Here is an 18,780-nt window from a genome sequence, read left to right as displayed (position 1 = left end):
TCAACCACTGGCTACCTCAGTATGGAGTGTTTTGTCTACGGCACACTCACCGATCGCGAAACCGCCGCGACCGTCCTCGACAGCTTCGAGTACCGTGAGTCAGCGACCCTGTCGGGCCTCGAACGAGTCGACGGCGAGTACCCGACACTGGCCCCGGGCGAGTCGGTGACCGGACGGATTCTCGAAACCGACGAGGTAGCCGCGCTGGACCGCTACGAAGGGGTTGACCGTGACCTCTACGTCCGGCTGTCGGTTCCACTGGAAACCGGGGGGTTCGTCGAGACGTACGTCGGCGACCCCGAGGCGCTGGACGCTCCAGCCGAGTGGCCCGGCGACGGCTCGTTCGAAGAGCGGGTTCGGGCCCATCTCGACGAGAATGAGGTGCTCGTTCGGGCCGAGTAGCGCGTCACTCGAATCGGAGAACACGAAGAGGTTGAGGTGGGGGAGGGAGATGATGCGCGTGAGTCCGTGAGAGGAGCCCTGGCTGTGGGGGATACGTAGCGCTCCAGTCCGATTACGTCCAGCCCCCGATTGGCAAGGTGGTAGGTTGCCGCGTTGTCCATGCCGCCGACGCCGGTGACGATGACGTCTGCATACGTGTCGGCCGTTTCGGTGTCAGTCGTTCCAGTGTCAGTGATAGTTACAGGAGCGGTTCGCTCTCGCCGTAGACGGCGAGGACGACAGCAGTCGAATACTGTTCGGCCGCGGGTTCGGCAGTGACCACCTTCGTCTCGATGTCCGGGTTCATGTCCCGAAGTTCGCAGCCGTGTTCGACACCGTGGACGAGTCGTTCGCGGACAGATTCGGTGTCAGTCCCCGCGGCCTCATAAAAGATACCCGGACCATCGTCGCTGCGCGCCCACGCGAGGCCAGCGGCCGCACGGGTGTCGGGTGGACTTGTTTTTCTTGCCAACACCGCATCGAGGGCGTTGCCAGTCGGCCCAAGGTCCGGAGCAGTTCCGCTGGTGTCAATAGAAACTGACGCGGGGATAACTGAAGAGAGTTCGCGGAGGTTGTACTGGTGTACATTCGCTGCTGCCAGCGCCTCGTCGAACGACGCTTTTTCAGTGCCGGCAGTGCCCAGTCCCCAGACAATTCGAATCATAGTCGAACTGCTAGCGTCGATAGCTATGAGCGTGGCGGTCCACGAACTATTAGGGAGACGGTTTTTAACACGAGGAGGGTCCGAATTAATCGTTAATTGAAAAAATAACAACTAAACACAGTAGCTTGCTGTTACAGTCGTCGGATACGGCTGAGTAGAAAAGGGGGCTAAAATGAGACGAGAACGCAGTTTGCCAGACGTAGTACCGAAAAGTGACAGACAAAAGGTCGCGCTGTCAGCGCTTATCAGACGACTCGTTGTCGCGGGAATTTGGTATTATACCCAGACAGAGGTTACTCGATTGCTTCCGGTGCATCGAGTTTCTCGGCGTGCTCACGAATGAGTTCGTCGTCGATATGATCCAGAAGTCGTTTTTGTGCTTGTTCTTTCCGTCGTTCGATGGCCTCTGTCTCGACGTACGTTCCCAGACGGCGGTCAATCTCTGCCTCCCGTATCTCTGTCAATGTATCGGGGTCGAAGTCATGGTCTTCGGGGACGCGTTCGTCAAAGAACTCGCGCCATCGGTCACGGTCTTCCCATTCCTCATCAAGTTCTGCCTGTCGGCGGACCCAGTCGTGGTGCTCCGTGAACTCCTCGGGAAACCCGGTTGCCAAGCGTACGTCATGAATGAGTCGGCGGGCGACCTGTCCGCCATGGCCGGCAGCAACAATTGCCTGTACGTCGTCGTCCGAAGGAGTAGCAACGTAGAGATTTTCGATCGGTGTCCGGCCATCGTCGTCGGGATAATCGTGGTCAAAGTGCTCGTGTTCTTCGCCACCGTGTTCGTGTGTCTCGAACATTTCGGCACCGCCAAGCGGGCGGAGATACTCGCCGCTGTATCGGGTCGCAGCGATAACACGCTTGGCAATGACGTTGTCACCTTCCTGTGGCTCAACAATAAATCCATCATCGTTTTCAGCCCGCTTGATCGAGGTGACCATATCTGAGCGTATCTCACAGCCAGATTCATTGGCGTGGTCGTGAATCAAGTCATAGAACGTCTCGATATCGATGCCAGCAGGGAAACCGAGGTAGTTCTCGAGATGTGCACACCGTTGTATTGACGACCGGCCGCGGTCATAGATGAGCGTTTGTAGTCCGTACCGAGCGGTAAACACACCGGCTGAACAGCCTGCCGGTCCGCCACCAACAACCACAACATCGTGCGTTTTGGGGCTCATCTAGTTCTCTCCGTTGATGATATCCGCGACTCGCTGGCGGTTGAATAGCTGTTCGTCTGCGGGAATATCGGGATAGCGCTCGCCGTCAGAGTACATGGGCCACTCGCCAAAACGGTCAGGGTACAGCTGTTTGGCTGTCATCTCCATCTGGAAGAGATTCATGATTGGTCCCTGATAGCGCATTCCCTGTGCATACACTCGGTCGTTTTTGACGGCGCTGAGCGTGCGTCCGACAGGATGGTCTTGAAGCGTCGACCGCATCTCGTCCATACTACGAGCAGGCGTGATTCCCCACAGGTGAAGTATAACGTCTGGGTCGGTCTCGGCCATGAGTTCGAAGTCGACTTCTCCCCAGAGTCCGTCCCAGTTTTGCGCTTCAAACGCATCAACGGCACCCAGTGGCCGCGTGTCAGCCAGCCAGTAACCGGGCTTGTTGAGGTGGTAGGTGTAGAACGACTCGCCGTCAGCAGCGATAGAGACACGGACAGCGGTCGGCCGGTCCTCAACAGGTGGCAGGTCATTTTGGATGGTCTCGACGAGGTCAGTATGTACCTGCGCAAGCGCATTGTAGCGGTCCCGCTTATCAAATACCTGTGAGACGCGGTCGAACAGCTCCCAGAGGTTGTAAAACTCGTAGTCGTCATACCCCTCCGGTGGAGAGTCGTGAGTTCCGCTGTAGAAATTGCCGAACCACGGGGCAACCTGCTCTGCAATCTCGGCAGCATCGTCTTCACTCCAGTTGTTCTGTGTCGATACCCAGGCTGGGTCCACAAGATGAATGTCGCTGTCGAGTGAGTACAGTTTTTCTTTGGGGATGCCTGCGTTGAGCGGGTCATATAGCCCTTCCCACTCGAAGTCGACGCCGGTGAGGTGATGATAGTAGTGGTTCATTGTTGTCCCGGCCATCTTGGGGACATACATCGCGTTGACTGCATCGCCGTGTCCGAGCGCGACGGCCATATCGGTGTACTGTGAGAACACCGTAAACACCGATTCAGGAACGCTCTCGAAGTCGACGGTGCCGACCGGTGATATAGTCGCCGAGTAGCCCTTGTCTTCCGGCGTCGCAGTTTTTGTCTCGGTTTCTTCCGTGCCAGCAGGCGTCGCAGTCGGTGTTGCTGTCGGCGTGTCCGTGGGTGTCGAGTCGGTACCGTCGCTCGTCCCCGTCGACGAATCCGAATCACTGGTACAACCCGCGAGCAACGTCGAACTGACAACCCCGCCGCCGTATATCAAATAATCCCGCCGCGTCGGTCTCTCGTGCTCTGTTTTGTTGTCTGGCATATTTTTTAGGCCGGCCTAATTATACAAAAGCATTCCGGAAGTTAGACCGACCCAATTCACTGAAGTGGCGTCCCACAGCGCGGACATATCGGCGGTCCATCTTCGGGCAAGTCGAGACCGCAATGGAGACATTCGGACCCGTCGGGCGACGTTATCTTCTCAGCGATGTCGTCAGTTTCCTCCCGGATAGATTCGAGAGCACCAATACGTTCTATGGGTGGGACCGACTCTTCAGTGGGTCCTGTGCAGTCTCGGAGAGTTGCCAGACGGGTGGTCAGAAACGACGGAGGGTCCTCTCCAGTTGTTTCGACCACATCAGAGTCCGGTATCGAGTCGGTACCCTCATTACGGACGAGCAAGGCGAGACCCTCCGCTGCGCGACCTCTAACGTAGGGATTATCATCGTCTATCCGCTCTCGAAGGACACTCGTTGCGTCGGACAGTTTCTCAGGATGCTTATATCCGACGACGACAACTGCCGTACAGAGGTGATACCTGACGAGTTCTTGCTCGTCGTCGAGATGGTCAGCCAGCGACGCGACCTGATGTCGGAGTCGACTCGGATTACCCAGCGCTACGTATGAAAGAGCCTTTGCTAACTTCTCTTTGACCTCTGGCTTGTCGAACGATAGCCCGATTCGAAGATCTGCTAGTATCTCTGGGTCACCAACTTCGGCAGGTGCTTCCAGCGCGAGATATCCCAGAGCTTCAGCACACCGTGCCCGAACATAGTAGAACTCCTCGTCGTCGGCCAGCCGTCCAGCAAGCGAGTCGACAGCAGGTATGACAGCCCCGGGTTCTGATTGTGCTAGCGTGACGAACAACTTCGCAGTCGTCAGCTTGACTGCCCGGTCATCATCAACGAGAAACATCGCAAATGCGTCACCGAGTCCGTCGAACACAGCCGGCTTCTCCCCAGCTACACACTGAGCCGTTTGTAGCACAGACTTGCAATCCACAGACTCAGTTACAGCAAACTTTTCGAGACATGCCACTGTCGCATCGTGGTTGCGTTCCTGCAGGAGGTCTCTCAGTTGGTCTGATGCTGAGGGCTGATCTGAGTCTCCCATTCGAATCGGGATATGTTGCTGAGTTTCATGGGCAGGCGCTTCAATCCGATGGTTCCAGCCCGACAGATGGGCTAGACGCTCAGCCAACAGACAGTAGCCACCCACACGAAGTATTCTGTATAGCAGTATGCCATTTAATGGAGTTGGTACCGGTCCTACAGACAACAGTAGTAATTCAGGGACACTGGCTGGGCAGCGACGCCGAGCCTACCGATATCTGGCGTATTGAACACGGTGTTCGTAGCGATACCGAGAATAACCGCCGCGACTATTGGAGGTGTACAAGCAACGGTCAGCTGTTCTCTGTAGATGGGAGTCAAAAATCTATGCATCCACTACCCATCCTACGTCACTCATCTTGATGCGTTCGCTCGTTGAGGATCGGGCTTGTCGATGAGTTCAACGTCGAACCCCTCTAGGTTGGTAGTCAACTGCCTCGGGGTTAAGCCCCGAGGTATCCGCCTTGATTCTTGATAAATCACCACCCGGCGTCACTGTTTGAGACTCCAGGGCAAGTTGACTGTTGCCCGTCCGCCAAAACGACTGTTGGCACCGATGGGCGTACCGCATACAGATATTCTTCGCCGCATGATACCCGCGTTCGTCTCTGACTCACAGTTCTAGCACACAATCTCATTACAACTCGGGCAATTCTCGTCTGCTGTGAATGCATACTCAGTGCACGCGACGACGAATTGAATGGTGGCGCTAAGCCCTCTTCCTCAGCGAGAGAGACAATCACAGAGAGAAGACACGCTGTCTGGGAGAAAACCGACAGTACACCGTTCGCGCCGATATCTGGCCTCCGCCGACTGAATGTACCAATAAAATAAACCACATACAGCTATAGAGAACAGGGGGAGCCAGACTCAGCCACACAGGGCAGTCTCAGTAAATAGTGCCCAGCGTGCGCGGGCGAGATCCAAAATCCAGACCATCCAATTTTTAAACCAGACGGCTGTCATCGGTTCGTCTGACAAGCGGCATATTAGACTCTTGTGTTGCGGTTTTGTTCCGTATTTCGCCAGATAGTTTTAAGTATACCCAGAGACACCCTACAGTTGCAGTCGCGACTGCATGTCACACGTTCCGTCTTCTTTCCGGTCCCGATACCACTAACATGGCCCCGATACAAGCGCGGGTATGCTCGCATTAGATGACGTACTTGCAGCACAGGAGCACGTCGCAGAAACATCTCGGCAGACGCCACTCGTGTACTCAAATACATTTTCGGATATGACCGGGGCAGACATTCACCTGAAACAAGAGATGCTACAGCGGACCGGGTCGTTCAAGATACGGGGAGCCACCAACCGAATCGCGACGCTCCCCGAAGAAGACCGAAATTCGGGTGTCGTCACGGCGAGTGCTGGCAACCACGCACAGGGTGTCGCACTCGCCGCGACGCGGATGGGAGTTGATTCGACAGTTGTGATGCCTGAAGCTGCACCGATTTCGAAGATACAGGCAACAGAAGAGTACGGGGCTGAGGTTATTTTGCACGGAGTCGACTACGATGCTGCTGCCGAGCATGCACGGAAAATCGAACAAGATGAGGGCCGATACTACCTGCCGGCGTTCAACGACTGGGAGGTGATGGCAGGTCAGGGGACCATCGGGGTCGAAATTGCCGATGAGTTACCAGAAGTCGAGACTGTTGTCGTACCGATTGGTGGTGGCGGCCTCATCTCTGGAGTGGCAACAGCTATTAAGGGGAAAGTGCCAGATGCTCGGGTTATCGGCGTGCAGGCAGAAGGGGCGTCGAGCGTTGCACCGTCGCTCGATAAAGGCGAACGCATTGAATTGGACAGCGTCGAAACCGTCGCCGACGGCATCGCCACCCGGACAACCGGTGACAAAACGTTCGACGTCATTGAGGAACGGGTCGATGAGGTTGTGACCGTCTCAGACGCAGAAATTGCCGTCGCTGTCACGACACTACTCGAACGGAGTAAAACGCTTACCGAAGGTGCTGGCGCAGTGTCGCTGGCCGCGCTGTTGGCTGATAAGTTCGACTACGACACCGACGAAACAATCGTTCCGGTGCTGTGTGGTGGCAATATCGACATGAACATGCTCACCACAGTCATCATGCGTGGGCTCGTCGAGACTGGGCGGTACCTCCGTATCCGGACTGTCTTGCCAGACCGACCGGGCGCACTCGACGGGCTGTTGGACATCGTTTCCGGGAACGAAGCTAACATCTACGCAATCCAGCACGACCGCACCTCCCGAGATATCTCGATGTCAGCGACTGAAATTGAGATGGACCTCGAGATGCGAGGCCCCGAACACGTGAGTGAAGTTGTCGACGCACTGGAAGCCGCCGGCTACGAGATTGAAGTACTGGAAGGTGGGTCCAATACTGGAACGAGTTTGCTCCCTGAGAATTAGACCGACAGCTTTTGGCCGAGTTCGCCGCGCTCGTCCAGTTCGGCCAGGATGTCGCTACCGCCAATAAACTCGCCGTCAACGAACGTCTGAGGGGTTGTCTCCCAGCCGCTGTGGCGTTCCAGCGCTGTCCGGAACTCCTCCAAGGAGTCCAGTACATCGACCGCTTCGAACTCCTCGCGGTGCTGGCCGACAAGTCCCAGCGCACGGTCGGAGTAGCCACACTGTGGCATATGTTTTGTCCCTTTGATGAACAGCACGACGTCGTTGTCTTCGATAGCTGTGTCGACAATCTCGTCAACCTCCTCTTGTGGAAGGCTCTGGTTTGGATTGAAAGTCATCATCCCGTATTAGGGATGGAACATCAAATGACTTCTGGACACGAGTTGGCTTGTTGCTACCTCACTCCAGGTTATGGCTCACCGTAGTACCGCCAGAGTACTACACCAGCTGCTACCGCATAAAAGAGACCAATCACGACGACAGTAGGCGCTCGCTCAACGAGAACGTACCCAAGCCCAATCCCGTAACCGATACCAAGGAGTCCACCAGTGATGGTCCGTACCGTGTTCGATCCCTCGGGTGCCAGAAGGTGGGTCACACTCCAATCAATCAGTGCTGGGAGTGGAAGTAAAGCGACGAGAAAAAAGTGTATTGGAGAGAATAAGTTGGTGAGAAAGCAACCAACTCCGACAGCAATGCCAGGGTAGAGGCCTAAACAGCGCGCACAGAGGTGAACCGAGTGTCCCCGTATCTGTAGCGTATAGCACCGGTGGTAGTCACTCGGTTCGTGATGTGAGAGCAAATACTGACAAGTTTCGTCAAGCGCCGATTGTATCTCTGATAGCGTTGACGGTTGCCCACCGTGTGGGTCAGTCATTCTTCGGTACGTTCGATAGAGCGAGAGTTAGACTGATTCTCAAAAGTTGGGTCAGCCTCTCCAGACTCTGTTGTGTCGGTCGTTTCCGGCGTGTTTGCTTTCTCAAAAGGGTTTCTGAGGGCCTCGTCTGAATCGATACGAGCGCTCTCCGCGTTATCCTCTAGTAGCGCACAACTCTGACAGTAGACGTTTGAACCACTGTCCGCTGTCGAGAGCACGAGGCCAAATACAGCGAATTCCTCGGCATACTCACGTCTAGTTCCCTCCTCAACAGACCCATCACAGATCGCACACGCTCCGTCGTACCGCGATACGGGATATTTTTTGACTGATTTTACATTGCCAAACGTGGTAAGTGAGTGTCGATCGTCAGCTCTCTCAATCCGTTGGTGTACCGGTGGAAGCGCAAGAATCCCAATCGCAAGGAACACAAGACCGGTCAGAATACTTGAAGCGATATCAGCGCCTGGGCTAGCGATCTGACTGAGCGCCGCTAATATCGCGAAGCCACCGAACACCCAGAGTAGAACGCTTTCTCCGTCAGACCAATTCTTACCAGAGTGCTGTCGGACACCACAGTCTGGGCATAGTTCGGGATCAGACTGAATATGTAGACCACAGGATTCACAGTAGTGAAAATCACTTGGGCCACTAGGGCCCCCATCGTTGTCCGCACCACAGTCCGGACAGAGTGTCGCCTGTTCTTTAATTACAGCGCCACAGGAGGTACAGAATTGCTCCTTTGGCCCAGGAGTAGGTTTGGAAGGCATTGTTCCAGCGGCTGTTAGGTTAGCAGTCAAGAGGGAATTATCTGACTGTTTCGACTTATTACATACGGTTAATTAACGTACTTCGCTTCGAACTCTTGGTCAGTTTTCATGAGATAGAGTATTCCTTCGATAAGTCCGATAATTGCAGGAATAAATGTCCAAGAGAAACAGAGGTAAAGCACGCCGAGTCCTGTTTCATTAAGATAGAACTTGTGGACACCGAGTCCACCGAGCAAGATGGCAAGAATTCCTGCTGTCGTCCGGTCTTTAGAGCTCCCACCATCCATTCCGCCCGACTGAGCGACGCCACACTCTGGGCAGATCTCTGCCTTCGTTTTAATTATTTCACCGCAACTAGAACAGAACTGTTCGTTTGCACCTGGTTTTCTCCCGCCATCTGTTGCTAATTCCATAGTGTAGCTATCTATTGTTTATCACTTATAAGTTATCGTATCAAAAGAGGAAATGGGCAGTGAACTACTCCGGTCACAGTGGGTCCGAGCGTCCGTGCTTAGTCTTGTACTACTGGAACAACAGAAGTTGGTTCCGTTGCACTCGCCAGCGCGCTTGCGACTCTTTATAAGCCGACAGAGACATCTGAGGCTGAGATCCGCAACGCTAGTGGCAGAAAAGAGAGAACGTATCAGCCGTCGTACTGCTCTGGCGTGTACGTCTTCAGTTCGAGTGCGTGAATCTCGGTCGTCATATACTCATCGAGCGCATCGTAGACCAGCTCGTGTTGGTCGACCAGAGACTCGCCCTCAAAAGCTGGTGAGACAACCGTCGCGGCGAGGTGGTCGTCGTCTTGGGGACCACGTGGCTGTGTCACCGTCGCCTCCGCCTCGGAAATCTCGCGCTCGATTTCGGTCTCGATATCGGATAGTTCGATGTTCATACAGGGACACTGGGCGTGCACTCTCAAAAACCACGCGTTGGAGGACGCTGACCGAACTATCTTCAGACCGTCGGTCGAACGTGTCGGCTATGTTGTTCGCAGGAACGCCCGACGGTGTTTATCGCGTGCCCAGACAGCCCTTTGACCGGGCCGAGCAAGTGTTCAACGCCCCGGTCAGACAGCTCCAGAGCGACGGCGATGGGGTGCTCGCAGCGACGGATGCAGGAGTGGTCCGGATGACTGACGGCGGCGACAGCTGGACGAACCTCGGTCTGGCGGACGTTCACGCCGTCGACTGCACCGGCAGTGCTATCTACGCTGGCGGCCGGCCAGCCGAGTTGTACCGCTCCGATGATGGGGGCGAGACGTGGGAGCGCCAGGAGTCGTTTGGGTCGTTCGCCGCCGACGCGGACTGGCCGACGAACCCCCACCGAGACGAAGCGTGGGTTCGCACCATCGCCTCGCTCGAAGGCCGCGAGATACTGCTCGTCGGCGTCGAGGTCGGGGGATTCCTCGCCAGCACCGACGGCGGCGAGTCGTGGAAGCAGTTCGACGCCGTGCCCGACGACGTACACGACGTGCTCCCAATTTCCCCCGAGCGGTGGGTCGTCAGCTGTGGGGTCGGCGGTCCAGACGAACGCGGTGGGGTCTTCGAGACGACCGACGGCGGCGTGACGTGGACCGAACGCGACCTCGGCCCCTACGAGTACGTCCGAGAGTCCTGCTACCGGGACCGGCTCTATACCGCAGGCAACCAGACTAGACCGCTGTGGACGCCGCCCGAGGCGGCGCTGTTCGTCGAGCGCGACGGGGAACTCGACCGTGCCGCCTACCCCGGCGAACCCGAGTCGTTCGTCATCTCGTTTGCGACCAGCGGCGCGGACGTGCTGGCAGGGACCAACGACGGGGCAATTCTCCACGGTCGTGGCGGGGAGTGGGAGCAACTCGGCACTGTTCCCGTCGCTGAGGACGACCAGGGAGCCTGGGGTGTACGGTCGCTGGCCGTCACCGAGCACTGATTGCGTGTAGAGACACCATCGTTGCTCACCGGCGAGATATCGATGCACTAACCACGGATGCCTGTGGACGTGTACATATGAGCGACAGTACTGTCCTCGTTACTGGTGGCACTGGCTTCATCGGCTCGTACGTCGTCGCGGACCTGATAGACCAGGGTCACGACGTAGTTGCGTACGATATTTCGACCGATACCGGAATTCTCGAACAGCTCGGCGTCGCCGAAGAGACGGAGGTCCGCCGCGGTGATATCGCTGACCCGACAGACGTGATTCGGGCAGTCAAAGAAACGGGGACGACTCACATCGTCCACCTCGCTGCACTGTTGACGACGACTGCCCGCGACAACCCGCGGATGGCCGCTGATGTCAACATCATGGGGACGAATAACATCTTCGAGGCTGCACGCACGCTTGATGACCAAGTCGAGCGTGTCGCCTGGGCTTCCTCGGCAGCTGCTTACGCGCCTCCGCACAACTATGATGCCGAATGGATAGACGAAGAAGAGCTCGTCTACCCCGATACACTCTACGGCGCAACCAAGGAGTACAACGAGCACCAGGCTCGAATCTATGCGGAAGACTACGATCTCGACCATGTCGCTCTTCGTCCGACAGTCGCATACGGCCCATACCGTGAGACTGGCGGCTCAGCATTCCTCGCAAACGTTATCGAAAAGCCTGCGCTGGGCGAATCCTACAGCGTCGAGTACGGTGACCAGGCCATCGACTGGCAACACGTCGAAGACATCGCCCAGTCGTTCCGCAAGGGCGCGTTCACGCCAGAATCAGACCTCACTCAGCGGGTGTACAACGTCCGTGGTGTCCTGGCAACCGTCCGGGAAGCCGCCGAAACCGTCGAAGAGATTATGCCCGACGCCGATATCGAGGTCTCTGACGAGGGTGAACTGCCCTGGACCCAGAACCTCGACATGACCAAGGCCAAGGAAGACCTCGGCTACGACCCCGAGTACGACCTCGAAGCCGGCTTCCGGAAATACATCAACATCCTGCGCGACGACGCCGGACTGGACCAGATCTAAGACGCCAGAACGTCGCGTCGTGTCCCACAGCGGTGTGCAAAAGCCAGACAAGTCTGCTTGCTCCCGATGGTCCAGCGGTCCCCCAGCAGTTTCGAGCGACGCCTCCGGCCTCAGGAACTCGGTGCAAGCGAGAAAAGAGACAGATAGATTACAGATAGACTGCGTACCCAACTAACGTACTCATGAGCAGGGTAACACTTCCGACCCCGTAGATGGCCTTTCTGTACCCCCACTGATACCGACGAGCGAGTTTCTCGGGAGAAAGCCCCGTGACCAACAGATGCCCGTCTTCAGGTGGAACAAGTGACGGCGGGCCTCCTGGAGTGTCGGCCGCAGTGACCCGACCGAAAACCGTGACTGTCTCGCCGGCGTCGATAGCGGTCTCACGGTAGTTTCGTGCCCCGTCGTGGCGGCGGATGTCGATAACTGAGTGTTTTTCTGCAGGGTCGAGGCCGATGTGGTTCTCAAATTCAACGAGGTGCTCTGGCAGTGAATCACGTGGGTTGTATTCGATATCAGTGTCGAATCCACCGGTTTCGATAAGCACGTCCTCAGTCGAGATGCCCTGACCAGTCGTGTCATCAAGTCCTAACGAGTGTGCGACCGAATCTGCGTTCTCATTCGTGTGAACGGTTGGGAGCGTGACCGCGATTGTGTCGCCCTGCAGTCGGGCATCCTCAAGCCTGACACCTCGCATCTTGTGTATCCATCCGCTAGAGTTGTTGCTCCACTCACGGATATCCCAGGCTGCAAGTGCCGTGTCGTCACCCGAGATGGGAGCGTTCGTGTCACGACCAGTAGCGATGGGAGCACGAACCAACGCCGTCTCACCGGGACGGACGGTGTCGGGTGTTTCACGCGTCGACGTATCGATGCGCTGGTACCACTGTCGAAGACGGTACCCTTTGTAAAAATAGATCGACGCCGGTAGTCCAATCCCAAAGCAGGTAATAACTGCGGCGGCAATACCATTAACAAGACTACTCATTATCTGATGAAAGGCACTGTCTGGGATAACCATTATAGTACAATTGTCTGGGTAGAAACGAGGCGATAACGCTTAGCCAAGCGATGCCGTTATGTCGTTTTCTCCGCGACATCTTACTTCGCGCTGTTGTCCTGTGGCTCATAGCCAAGCACCTCTTTGGCGCGTTCGAGTGAGTAGTACTTGCGGTCGTTGGCCGACAAGAGCCGATTAGAGAGCAAGCAGATTGGTGGACGAAACACTGTGTGCTGGCTGGCTGAATTCGAGAAGCCGGGGCCACGCTCGTTTTTCGAGAAGAACGCATTAGAAGGTCTTGAAGCTGTCCAAAGCCTCGAAACAGCCGTTAGAGCGCTCTATGAAAAACTCGGTTATACCAACGTTCCCGAAAATTGAGAGGAGGCTTAAGACTACCGTTCATGGCGAAGTAAGGAACGAATCACTAACCAGTATTACGCTTCGTCGTTGGGTTCGGGTTCATTGAGATTTAATTCACCAGAGAGGAACGTGTTTCCTTCGTCAGTGAGAACGAACACTGCATTTCCGTAGTCTCCAATCAGCCCTTGACATCATCCCCGCACTAAAGCACGGGGCTTTCTCCTCGATTCCCCGTAATTCAACAGCACCTTGCACCGCTTGGACAGATACGACCGCAAGAAATGGGAATTCTCGTGGTTCTTCATTTTCGTCGGTGTGTTGCTCTTGTTTTCTTGTAAATATTCTAGGATACGCTCGTCCGCAAGGATCGTCCATTCCGTTGAAAGTCGCATTTCCGTAATATAGCCTTGTTAGGGTATGACAATCATAGATCGTGATATGGATCACGTAGTGTGACAATGAGAACGATATAAGTAGGTACCACTTTGTTGTCAAAACGTAATGGAACTAAACCGACGACGACTCCTTGCGGTCCTCGGAACGACTGCCAGTAGTCTTGCCCTTGCAGGGTGTAGCGGAGACGACGGCAGCGACGTCGAGGAAAAAACCAGTCCTTCCGACAGTGGGGATGACAGTAGTGGAACCAGTACTTCCGACAGTGGGGATGGCAGTAGTGGAACCAGTACTTCCGACAGTGGGGATGGCAGTAGTGAAACCAGTACTTCCGACAGTGGAGGTGACAGTGATGTTTCCTCAGACAAGATTGAAGTTTTGTCGCATGAGCTAGTACGCAAGTATGAAGGCGAAATGAGCGAGTCTGTGGTGATTGAAGGCAAAGCCAAGAACGTCAGCGATGACGAACTCTCATATGCCCAAGTTGTGGTAGAGTTCTACAAGGGTGACACGCTGGCAGAGACGTTTTTGGATAACATCAACAATTGGTCAGCAGGTAAAACGTGGGCGTTCGAGGTTGCGTATCCGGGGGGTTTCGGTGAAGAAGCCGCCGAAATTACCGACTACGAAATCGTCGAGGCCGACACGTCACTGTAAATTGCGTTTATTTTTCGATTTCGACAGAGAAAGATAAACAGTTGGCTATTAACCAACGTTGGTTCTTATACTGGCAGATGTGTTGGTTAACCGATTCGGTAGAGACACACCTGAATTGGTCACTCCTACTGTCCAACAGCAGACGTGTGGAACTACCGTCCTGATTGGAACTCTGTCAGTTCGGAAATTCCGTCTTCGGGTAGGACGTGCCTCGTCGTGCCGAAGGTCATGCGAGCGGGTACGGAGAGGTGAGGTGAAGGTTTCAGGTGGTCAACGGCCACGAGGACTTGAATGAGGAAGGTGCCGAAAGCCATCTCTCGTATGATTTGGTAGTGGTCGAAAGCCACGCATAAAACGCTCTATCAACAGAAACAGTCCCAAACAGGGGATGGATGAAGAGGCCACAGAGACGATACTAAAACGAATTAGCCGACAGCAGGGACCCAGTTACATCCCGTATAAGACAACAATAATGCGGGGTCGAAGGCGGGGATTGCATCACAAAACTCTCATGCCCTCAATCGGGCTTAACGACTCGTTCATCCCCGTCGAAGTGTGCAGAGTTGTCACGTGGCTCGTAGCCAAGCACCTCTTTGGCGCGTTCAAGCGAGTAGTACTTGCGGTCGTTGTCGGAGATACCGTAAACCGTTTCATACCCGTAGTCGGCCTGGAGGGCGCAGTCATGGATATGGGCACAGTCTTCGGTCGAGAGCCACATTGCCTGCCCACGCTCGTAGTCGATAGGTGGGTGGTCTTCGTTCAGGTTGCCGATGCGGATATTACAGACAGCGATGCCGTACTCGTCGTGGTAGTACCGGCCGATAGTCTCGCCTGTCGCCTTGCTGATTCCGTACTTGTTGCCCGGACGGGGGCGTTCCGTGCCGTCAAGGCGGAAATCGTCGTCGGCGCGGTACATCTCGGGGGTACGCTCATCGGTTTCAAACGCGCCGACAGCGTGATTCGAGGAAGCGAAGACAACTTTCTCGACGCCCGCCTCGACGGCGAGTTCGTAGATGGTGTGAGTGCCGTCGATGTTGTTCGAGATAACGCTTCGCCACGGGGCGTCACGCCGAGGGTCGCCGGCGAGGTGGATGACCGCTCCCACATCTTCGATTGCTGGTCGAACCGTGTCCGTGTCCTGTACTTCGCCAGTGAAGTAGGGGTGGTCCGGTTCAGGTGACGGCTGTGTATGATACAGGAGCCGCCAGTCGTAGTCATCTTTGAGTCGCTCGTAGACCGTTTGCCCGACGTGACCGCCCGCGCCCGTGAGTAACACCGGGTCGTCCATTCAGTTTGAACAAACACGACGGGCGATAAGTAGCATACGGTTTCCCCCGGGAGCAGTCGTTCAAACCAGTTTCACTGGCATCCCTCAAGAGAGCGAGCGGCCGACAAAAACTCGCTTGAGAACAAGAACGGACACGCAACCGCGAGCAGTCCGTTCGGCCAGCGACAAGCACAAACGCTTTTGCCCGCCCGGCCATGCTGACAGGTATGGACGAAGACCTGATGGACATCCTGTGTTGTCCGCTGGACAAACACGAACTCGAACTGGACGTAGACGAGCGCGACGACGAGGAAATCCTCACTGGGACGCTGACGTGTACAGAGTGTGGCGAAGTGTATCCTATCGAAGACGGCATCCCGAACATGCTACCCCCAGACATGCGCGAAGAGGCTCCGGCCTGAACGCAGTCAAAAACACCTTAGCGGCCTGAAGGTTTTTCTATCAGCCCATCACACATTCAACTGTGATAGACGAGTTGGCCGTGCACATCAGCCGGGAAGGACTCCACACGCTGGAGGTGCCAGCATCGTTCGAGACCACCGACTCGTTCGATATCCGGCTGGTCAACCACAGCGAGGCGCTGCACGTCCATCTCCATCTCGACGATCCACTCTCGAAGATGGCAACTCTCGACGCGGGCAACCACTACGTCGAAGCCGAGTCAGAGCGGCAGGTGCGCGTCACCGTCGACGAGCGAACGCTCGAACAGGAAGCAAAACTCGGGAAGCTCAAGGTTGCCTCGGCGTACGGAGCCGAAACACGCTGGATAGACATCAAGCTCAGCAAGCCCGACCCCAAGGAAGAAACCGTCCAAGTTGACGAATCGCTTGCAAAACCACAACCACGCCACGAGGAAAACGAACCGGGCATCGAGAATCCCGCACGGCTTGTGCTTGGTCTTGGCTTTGGCGCAGTGCTTATCGCCGCCCTTGCCGCAGCCGCTATCGGCGCACCACTCGTTGCCGGCGGTGCAGTCGTCGTTTTTGGTGGCGTCCTTGTCGCGCTATTTTTTCTTGTCCAAGATATCGGGTAAGAATCAAGCAATCAGGCGACTCCATCTTGAGAAACGAGGTCCCGATATCGAGCGTTGGCTGCTCGATGACGACTGCAGACAATCGCTACTCAGGCAAGACGGTGTAGACAATCCTAGTCCGAGCGGCTGTACTCGGGGTCAGCCATCTGTGCGGACATCGGTGCGGGGTCGCCTTCGGTCAAGTTGTACTGCGAAAAGTCATCGAGACCTGCCTCGCGAAGGAGTTCCTCGTCGTAGAGGGCGTTGCCGGTGAACTCTGCGGGGTCACGGCGGAGGATTTCCAGCACAGTATCGGAGACGATGTCAGGCGAACGCCAGTCGTCTTCAGTTCCGAGACCGAAGTAACGAGTTGCCCGGGTGTCGATTGCCGTGACTGGCCAAAAAGAGTTACAGCCGATATCGTACCCGGAAAGCTCGTCGGCCAACGAGAGTGTGACAAAAGACATTCCCAGCTTAGACCATGTGTACGGCGCGCTACCGGGCTTGCGGTCGATGCTTACTGGCGGTGCGTTCGTCAGAATCCACGCGTCTTCGACATCTTTCAGGTGGTCGATGAATGCACGGGAGGTGAGGTACGTTCCCCGAACGTTGACATCAGTCATCAGGTCGAACCGGTTGGGTGGGAGTTCCTCGACAGTCTGAAGCTGAATTGCGCTCGCGTTGTTGATGACGATATCTATCTCGCCAAAGTGGTCAATAGCTTTCTGGGCGGCGGCCTCGACGGCGTCCTCATCTCGGACATCGACCTGAATCGGCAAGGCGTCGACCCCGCGTTCTTCGGCCTCGCGTGCAGTCTGCTCGATAGTCCCCTTGACGTCTTTGTCTTCGCTGTAGCCATCATCTTCTTCGCTCGTCTTGCCTGTCGAAACGATATTGCAGCCCTGCCCAGCCAAGTCAAGCGCAATCTGCTTGCCGATACCTCGTGTCGTTCCAGTGATAAACGCCGTGCTTCCTGTCAAATCGGGTCTATCGAGACTCATAGGCAGACTTTGACGGCCACGGATATAATACTGGGCAGTCTCATTGTCGGTGGCTATTTGCCGCCGCCAGTCTACAGCCGAGATATGGACGCCGACGACCTCATCGACGAGGCGCGGGCGGCAATCGAGACCGCCTATGCACCCTACTCCGAGTACCAGGTCGGAGCAGCCCTGCTAACCGCCGATGGAACGGTGTACACGGGCTGTAATATCGAAAACGCGAACTACTCAAACAGCCTGCATGCCGAAGAAGTGGCTGTTGGCACTGCAGTACGCGAAGGACACCAAACGTTCGAGGCACTCGCTGTCTCCTCGGCTGCCCGCGACGGCGTGGCCCCCTGTGGGATGTGCCGACAGACACTGTCGGAGTTCTGTGGCGAAGCGTTTAGGATTCACTGTGACACTGAAGACGGCGTCCAGACCGAAACGCTCGGGACGATGCTTCCCGATACGATTTCGACGCAGACACTCGATGATGCGGAGGATTCACTATGACAGACAGTACTGACGAACGCACGGACGAAGAGACAGGCACGGGTCACGGTAGCGAGGACCCCAAAACAGACGAACAGTACCACCTCGAAGTCTCGGCAGGCGATGTTGCTGATGCGGTCCTCCTGCCGGGCAATCCTGAGCGAGTGGCGAAGATTACGGACTGCTGGGACGGCCACGACGTGGTTGCCAACCATCGGGAGTACCGGACGGCAACCGGTACCCATGACGAGACACCCATCTCAGTTACGTCGACGGGTATCGGTGCGCCTTCCAGTGCAATTGCTGTCGAGGAACTTGCGCGTGTCGGCGCAGAGACTCTCATTCGGGTTGGTTCCTGTGGTGCGATTCAAGAGGAGACCGACGTAGGTGACTTGATTATTACGAGTGGGGCTGTCAGACAGGAAGGGACAAGTACGGAGTACGTCCGTGAGGAGTACCCCGCTGTCGCTGACTACGCTGTCGTGGCGGCACTGGCGGCAGCTGCCGAGGAGTTGGGGTATACCTACCACGTTGGTCTGACCGCGAGTACCGATAGTTTCTATGCCGGGCAGAGCCGAGAGGGCTTCGAGGGTTTTCTCGCCCGCGACGCCGACGACAAAATCAACGAACTCCGGGAGGCTGGCGTGCTCAATTTCGAGATGGAGGCAAGCGCGATTCTCACACTTGCCAATATCTACGGCCTCCGGGCCGGTGCGGTTTGTACGGTCTACGCTGACCGAACGACCGGCGAGTTCCAGGTTACGGGAGAAAGCAAAGCCGCTAAAACGGCGAGCAAGGCCGTCTCGATACTTGCCGGGATGGACGAAGAGGTCAAAGACCAGGGCGCAAGCAGTTGGCACGCGCTGCTTGGCTCGTAGCGCCCACCCAAGCGAGAGGGTCAGTGTCGTTGCGAATGTTTCCACAACGATGCCATTCGACACGAGATGTTTCGTCTCACTG

At 56.0% G+C, this 18,780-nt stretch carries 21 protein-coding genes and 1 pseudogene; 9 read left to right on the top strand and 13 right to left on the bottom strand.

Features of this window, described 5'->3' with window-relative positions:
• Window positions 1–21: 21 nt before the first annotated feature.
• Complete coding sequence (locus tag N5098_RS01035) at window positions 22–402, top strand: gamma-glutamylcyclotransferase family protein (RefSeq protein WP_267635816.1); 381 nt, start codon at window positions 22–24, stop codon at window positions 400–402.
• Between the two features lie 238 nt (window positions 403–640).
• On the opposite strand, the gene N5098_RS01030 is transcribed toward N5098_RS01035, so the two are convergent.
• From N5098_RS01030 to N5098_RS01015, 4 genes are all read right to left on the bottom strand, one after another.
• Window positions 641–1,105 (bottom strand): pyruvoyl-dependent arginine decarboxylase, encoded by a 465-nt coding sequence (locus N5098_RS01030; protein WP_267635815.1) that lies wholly within the window; start codon window positions 1,103–1,105, stop codon window positions 641–643.
• A gap of 293 nt (window positions 1,106–1,398) precedes the next feature.
• On the bottom strand, window positions 1,399–2,286 hold the full coding sequence (locus N5098_RS01025) for an FAD-dependent oxidoreductase (RefSeq protein WP_267635814.1): 888 nt from the start codon (window positions 2,284–2,286) through the stop codon (window positions 1,399–1,401).
• A complete protein-coding gene (locus N5098_RS01020) occupies window positions 2,287–3,570 on the bottom strand; it encodes an ABC transporter substrate-binding protein (RefSeq protein WP_267635813.1) in 1,284 nt (427 codons plus the stop codon).
• Window positions 3,571–3,626: 56 nt separating this feature from the next.
• Window positions 3,627–4,472, bottom strand: a complete 846-nt coding sequence (locus N5098_RS01015; RefSeq protein ID WP_267635812.1) for a hypothetical protein — start codon at window positions 4,470–4,472, stop codon at window positions 3,627–3,629.
• A 1,311-nt stretch (window positions 4,473–5,783) separates the two neighbouring features.
• Here N5098_RS01015 and ilvA point away from each other — a divergent pair.
• Window positions 5,784–7,034: a threonine ammonia-lyase gene (gene ilvA / locus N5098_RS01010; RefSeq protein ID WP_267635811.1), complete on the top strand. Its 1,251-nt coding sequence runs from the start codon at window positions 5,784–5,786 to the stop codon at window positions 7,032–7,034.
• Here ilvA and N5098_RS01005 read toward each other — a convergent pair.
• The 5 genes from N5098_RS01005 to N5098_RS00985 form a co-directional block, all read right to left on the bottom strand.
• Window positions 7,031–7,372: a glutaredoxin family protein gene (locus tag N5098_RS01005; RefSeq protein WP_267635810.1), complete on the bottom strand. Its 342-nt coding sequence runs from the start codon at window positions 7,370–7,372 to the stop codon at window positions 7,031–7,033. The genes ilvA and N5098_RS01005 overlap by 4 nt on opposite strands.
• A 71-nt stretch (window positions 7,373–7,443) precedes the next feature.
• Window positions 7,444–7,911, bottom strand: coding sequence for a DUF2085 domain-containing protein (locus tag N5098_RS01000; RefSeq protein ID WP_267635809.1), 468 nt, complete (start codon window positions 7,909–7,911; stop codon window positions 7,444–7,446).
• Entirely contained in the window at window positions 7,908–8,681 is a 774-nt protein-coding gene (locus N5098_RS00995; protein WP_267635808.1) for a DUF8108 domain-containing protein, read from the bottom strand. Before N5098_RS00995 ends, N5098_RS01000 begins: the two co-directional genes overlap by 4 nt.
• Window positions 8,682–8,749: 68 nt before the next feature.
• A complete protein-coding gene (locus N5098_RS00990) occupies window positions 8,750–9,094 on the bottom strand; it encodes a TM2 domain-containing protein (protein WP_267635807.1) in 345 nt (114 codons plus the stop codon).
• Window positions 9,095–9,324: 230 nt separating this feature from the next.
• The gene (locus N5098_RS00985; RefSeq protein ID WP_303651790.1) at window positions 9,325–9,576 is read right to left on the bottom strand and encodes a BolA/IbaG family iron-sulfur metabolism protein; all 252 of its coding nucleotides are present in this window, start codon (window positions 9,574–9,576) and stop codon (window positions 9,325–9,327) included.
• Window positions 9,577–9,665: 89 nt separating this feature from the next.
• Between N5098_RS00985 and N5098_RS00980 the strand changes: the two genes are divergently transcribed.
• Together N5098_RS00980 and N5098_RS00975 are read left to right on the top strand one after the other, a co-directional pair.
• Window positions 9,666–10,595, top strand: coding sequence for a WD40/YVTN/BNR-like repeat-containing protein (locus N5098_RS00980; protein ID WP_267635806.1), 930 nt, complete (start codon window positions 9,666–9,668; stop codon window positions 10,593–10,595).
• 77 nt (window positions 10,596–10,672) lie between these two features.
• Window positions 10,673–11,635, top strand: a complete 963-nt coding sequence (locus N5098_RS00975; RefSeq protein ID WP_267635805.1) for an NAD-dependent epimerase/dehydratase family protein — start codon at window positions 10,673–10,675, stop codon at window positions 11,633–11,635.
• Window positions 11,636–11,783: 148 nt separating this feature from the next.
• Here the strand turns inward: N5098_RS00975 and N5098_RS00970 are convergent, their stop codons facing one another.
• The gene (locus N5098_RS00970) at window positions 11,784–12,623 is read right to left on the bottom strand and encodes a hypothetical protein (protein WP_267635804.1); all 840 of its coding nucleotides are present in this window, start codon (window positions 12,621–12,623) and stop codon (window positions 11,784–11,786) included.
• Between the two features lie 113 nt (window positions 12,624–12,736).
• Window positions 12,737–12,823: pseudogene (locus tag N5098_RS00965) on the bottom strand (NAD(P)-dependent oxidoreductase); the annotation flags it as partial.
• 673 nt (window positions 12,824–13,496) lie between these two features.
• Here N5098_RS00965 and N5098_RS00960 point away from each other — a divergent pair.
• Complete coding sequence (locus N5098_RS00960; protein WP_267635803.1) at window positions 13,497–14,045, top strand: FxLYD domain-containing protein; 549 nt, start codon at window positions 13,497–13,499, stop codon at window positions 14,043–14,045.
• A gap of 517 nt (window positions 14,046–14,562) precedes the next feature.
• On the opposite strand, the gene azf is transcribed toward N5098_RS00960, so the two are convergent.
• Window positions 14,563–15,333 (bottom strand): NAD-dependent glucose-6-phosphate dehydrogenase Azf, encoded by a 771-nt coding sequence (azf, locus tag N5098_RS00955; RefSeq protein WP_267635802.1) that lies wholly within the window; start codon window positions 15,331–15,333, stop codon window positions 14,563–14,565.
• A gap of 206 nt (window positions 15,334–15,539) precedes the next feature.
• On the opposite strand from azf, the gene N5098_RS00950 reads away from it, so the two are divergent.
• A complete protein-coding gene (locus N5098_RS00950; protein ID WP_267635801.1) occupies window positions 15,540–15,734 on the top strand; it encodes a methytransferase partner Trm112 in 195 nt (64 codons plus the stop codon).
• Window positions 15,735–15,796: 62 nt separating this feature from the next.
• Window positions 15,797–16,366, top strand: coding sequence for a DUF7524 family protein (locus tag N5098_RS00945; protein ID WP_267635800.1), 570 nt, complete (start codon window positions 15,797–15,799; stop codon window positions 16,364–16,366).
• Window positions 16,367–16,479: 113 nt separating this feature from the next.
• Here N5098_RS00945 and N5098_RS00940 read toward each other — a convergent pair whose 3' ends face one another.
• A complete protein-coding gene (locus tag N5098_RS00940) occupies window positions 16,480–17,346 on the bottom strand; it encodes an SDR family oxidoreductase (protein ID WP_267635799.1) in 867 nt (288 codons plus the stop codon).
• A gap of 84 nt (window positions 17,347–17,430) precedes the next feature.
• On the opposite strand from N5098_RS00940, the gene cdd reads away from it, so the two are divergent.
• Together cdd and N5098_RS00930 are read left to right on the top strand one after the other, a co-directional pair.
• Entirely contained in the window at window positions 17,431–17,841 is a 411-nt protein-coding gene (cdd, locus tag N5098_RS00935) for a cytidine deaminase (RefSeq protein WP_267635798.1), read from the top strand.
• Window positions 17,838–18,698 carry a nucleoside phosphorylase gene (locus N5098_RS00930; protein ID WP_267635797.1) on the top strand — a complete coding sequence of 287 codons (861 nt, stop codon included), beginning with the start codon at window positions 17,838–17,840 and terminating at the stop codon, window positions 18,696–18,698. Before cdd ends, N5098_RS00930 begins: the two co-directional genes overlap by 4 nt.
• Window positions 18,699–18,780: the final 82 nt, after the last annotated feature.

Origin of the sequence: Halovenus rubra, assembly GCF_026586665.1 — an archaeon.
Taxonomy (GTDB): domain Archaea; phylum Halobacteriota; class Halobacteria; order Halobacteriales; family Haloarculaceae; genus Halovenus; species Halovenus rubra.
The sequence above is the reverse complement of the archived record's forward strand: the minus strand, read 5'-3'. Positions and strand labels throughout refer to the sequence as shown.